The 3,274-nt window shown below is 71.1% G+C and carries 3 protein-coding genes; 1 reads left to right on the forward strand and 2 read right to left on the reverse strand.

From position 1 onward, the window contains the following. Positions 1-662, forward strand: a 662-nt coding sequence (locus ACTHMS_RS15775) for a DUF222 domain-containing protein (protein ID WP_440307622.1), incomplete at its 5' end; no start/stop codon positions are given. Between the two features lie 248 nt (positions 663-910). Here the strand turns inward: ACTHMS_RS15775 and ACTHMS_RS15780 are convergent. Then, positions 911-1,516 (reverse strand): cation transporter, encoded by a 606-nt coding sequence (locus ACTHMS_RS15780; RefSeq protein ID WP_440307623.1) that lies wholly within the window; start codon positions 1,514-1,516, stop codon positions 911-913. Between the two features lie 70 nt (positions 1,517-1,586). Then, positions 1,587-3,274 (reverse strand): heavy metal translocating P-type ATPase (locus ACTHMS_RS15785; protein WP_440307624.1); only part of this gene is annotated, 1,688 nt, incomplete at its 5' end.

Raw genomic sequence — 3,274 nt, forward strand, 5'->3', positions numbered from 1 at the left:
ACCGCCTCGCCGGGGTCGACGGGGCGAAACTGCTCGCCTTCCTCGCCGCGAACGCCAAACCCCGCCCCACCGACGCCACCGGCCCCGACCAGCGCACCCCCGGCCAACGCCGCGCCGACGCGATCGGTGACCTGCTCGCCCTGGCCGCCCGCGCCGGCGAGCACGCCACCGCCACCGGCACCGCCGCCACCGTCCAGGTCGTCATGACCCCCGACCAGTTCGAGACCGGCACCGGGCTGGTCTGGACCACCCACCGGCAGAAACTTTCGGTCGCGCAGGCGTTCCGGCTCGCCGACCAGTGCAGCGTCGGCTGGGTCGTCCACAACACCACCGGCGGCATCCTCGACTACGGCCGCGGACGCCGCTGCGCCTCACCAGCCCAAGCCGACGCATTGGCCGTCCGCGACGGCGGCTGCGCGTTCCCCGGCTGCTCCATCCCACCCGAATGGTGCGAACGCCACCACATCTTCGAATGGATCCGCGGCGGCCAGACCGCCATCGACAACCTCGTCCTGCTCTGCGCCTACCACCACCGCCGCCACCTCGACCACGGCTGGCGCATCCACATGATCGACGGCATCCCACACTTCACCCCACCCGACCTCGTCGACCCACTGCGAAGACCCATGCGGAACCAGCCGACGTTCATCCCGACGGCCTGACCTCCGCGCACCACCCAGTGACCAGCACGCCGACGAGGCGAAGAAGAAGACCTCCGCGATGCTCAACGCGCGTTGACGCAGCGGACTCGGGCTGCCTGCCCGTGCGACCTCGACCTCACCACGTCCCGAGCGCGGCAGAAGGGTGAGACCTCGTGTGTCAACGAGCAGCGCGTCGACAGCGCTGTGGTCGGTCGTTCCGGGGACGGTCATGCACAGCGCACCGGACGTGGCCACCCACATCGGGAGTGTCAGTGGTCGCCGGTGAAGATGGCCCGTGCTTCCTTGGCCGCGAAGTACACCAGCACATACCCGGCGACCGGATCGGCCCACCACCACCCCGCCGCGGTGTTGAGACACAGCCCGGCCAGTACCGCGACTGCGAGAAGCCCGTCGATGGTGGTGACCCGACCTTCTGTCAGCAGTACCGGATTGTCCAGTGCGCGGCCCATGCGGGTCTTGCCGGCAGCAAGGGCGAACATGACAGCGGCGGTCAACGCGGTCCAGACGATGCCTGCCGAGCTGTGATGCGGGTGGAACCCAGTGGCGAGCGCCCACGTGGACTGAGCAGCCAGGTAGATGCCGAGAGCAATGAACGCAGCGCCGATCAGACCGAGCGCACGCCGTTGCCGCGCTTCGCCGGTGCCGGCGAGCTCCCACAACACGACGGTGCTCGCTCCGATCTCGATGAGTGAGTCCAGCCCGAAGCCGGCGAGCGCGATCGAACGTGCGGCCAGCGCGGCGAAAGCGAGCACGACGATGCCGACGACGTTCCACCCCAGCGTGCTGATCTCGAGGAGTCGACCGCGTCGAAGCAGCGCCACCTCGCGCACCGCGGCACTTCGCGTGTCGGCCATCAGTGGGCACCGACCTTGCGGTCGGCGCGTCCGGCCAGTGCGTCCTGCGGTGTGGAGGGGTCCATGGTGCTCATCGGCCGACCCCAGCCTCCTCGGGCGTGGCTGCGTGCTGCGGGTTCTCGGCCCCGACCGAGGGAGCGGTTGTGGTCAGGGTGCACTGCCAGGCCTTGGCTCGTAGCAGCCGCAGCCCGTTGAGCCCCACGATGACAGTTGAGCCTTCGTGGCCGGCGACGCCGAGGGGCAGCGGGAGATGACCGACCAGGTCCCAGGCGACGAGCCCGACGATGATCGCGGCGGCGATGGTGAGGTTCGCAACGACCACTCGCCGGGCGCGGCGGGAGAGCGCGACGACGCGGGGCAGGGCGGTGAGCTCGTCGCGGACCACGACGCCGTCGGCCGTCTCGAGGGCGAGGTCCGAGCCGTGCCTGCCCATTGCGAAACCAAGGTGGGCGGCTGCCATGGCTGGTGCGTCGTTGACGCCGTCGCCGACGAGGAGGACTCGGGCGCCGGCGTCTTGGAGCCGGCCGATCGCGGCAACCTTGTCCTGTGGGAGGAGGTCGGCGTGGACCTCGCCGATGCCGACCGCCGCGGCGACGTGCCGGGCGGCGGCGGCGTTGTCGCCGGTCAGCAGCACCGGCGCCCGGTCGGTGTGGTCGCTGAGCGCGGCAACGGCGGCGGCGGCATCGGTACGTACCTGGTCGCTCAGGGTTAGCACCGCGGCCGGCGTGCGGTCGACCAGCAGCACGGCGGCGGTGTCGCCTCGCTGCTGGGCATGCTGGACGGCCTCGGCCAGCACAGCGGGCAGCAGCCGCTGCACGGCCGCGGGACTCAGTACCGCGACCTGACGCCCGTCGACGATGGCGGTGACCCCTCGGCCCGGTACGGAGTCGAACGCCTCTGCGTGGTGCAGCGGAAGCCCGGCGTCGTGCGCGGCAGTCACGACGGCGGCAGCGAGTGGGTGCTGGCTCGGCACCTCCGCGGACGCGGCCGAGCGCAGCGCCCCGGCCTCGTCGATCGCGTCGCCGGCTGTGATCGAGGTCAGGTGGGGGCGCCCCTCGGTGAGGGTGCCGGTCTTGTCGAAGGCGACCTGGTTGGTCTGGCCGAGCTGCTCCATGACCACGGCCGACTTGACCAGCACGCCGTGGCGGCCGGCGTTGGCGATCGACGACAGCAGCGGCGGCATGGTCGCCAGCACGACCGCGCACGGCGAGGCGACGATCATGAACGTGATCGCCCGCAGCAACGTCGGCTGCAGCGCCGCGCCGAACAGCAACGGCAGAACCAGCAGCAACACCGTCACAGTGACCATCCCGACCGAGTACCGCTGCTCGACAGTGTCGATGAACAGCTGCGTGCGGGCCTTGCTCTCGGAGGCTTCCTCGACCAGGGCGACGATGCGGGACACGACACTGTCGGCGGCCGCCCGGCTCACCTCGACGCGGAGCGCGCCGGTGCCGTTCATCGTGCCGGCGAACACCTCGTCCCCGAGGTGCTTGGCGACCGGCAGGGGCTCGCCGGTGATGGTCGCCTGATCGACGTCGGAGGCTCCGTCGAGCACGGTGCCGTCGGCGCCGATGCGTTCACCCGGGCGGACCAAGATCACGTCGCCGACCTGGAGCTGCGCGGCGGGCACGACATGTTCGCGGTCCTCGGCGTCGAGGCGGGTCGCCTGATCCGGGGCGAGGTCGAGCAGCGCGGTGACCGAGTCGCGGGTGCGCTTGGTAGCCAGTGCTTCCAACGCGCCGGAGGTGGCGAAGA

This window comes from Jatrophihabitans sp. (assembly GCF_051960575.1).
Classification (GTDB): Bacteria; Actinomycetota; Actinomycetes; order Mycobacteriales; family Jatrophihabitantaceae; genus JBQCEE01.

What these genes read in the sequence shown, in the direction of transcription:
- ACTHMS_RS15780 (WP_440307623.1), bottom strand. Translation starts at nt 1,516, where the DNA reads ATGGCCGACACGCGAAGTGCCGCGGTGCGCGAGGTGGCGCTGCTTCGA.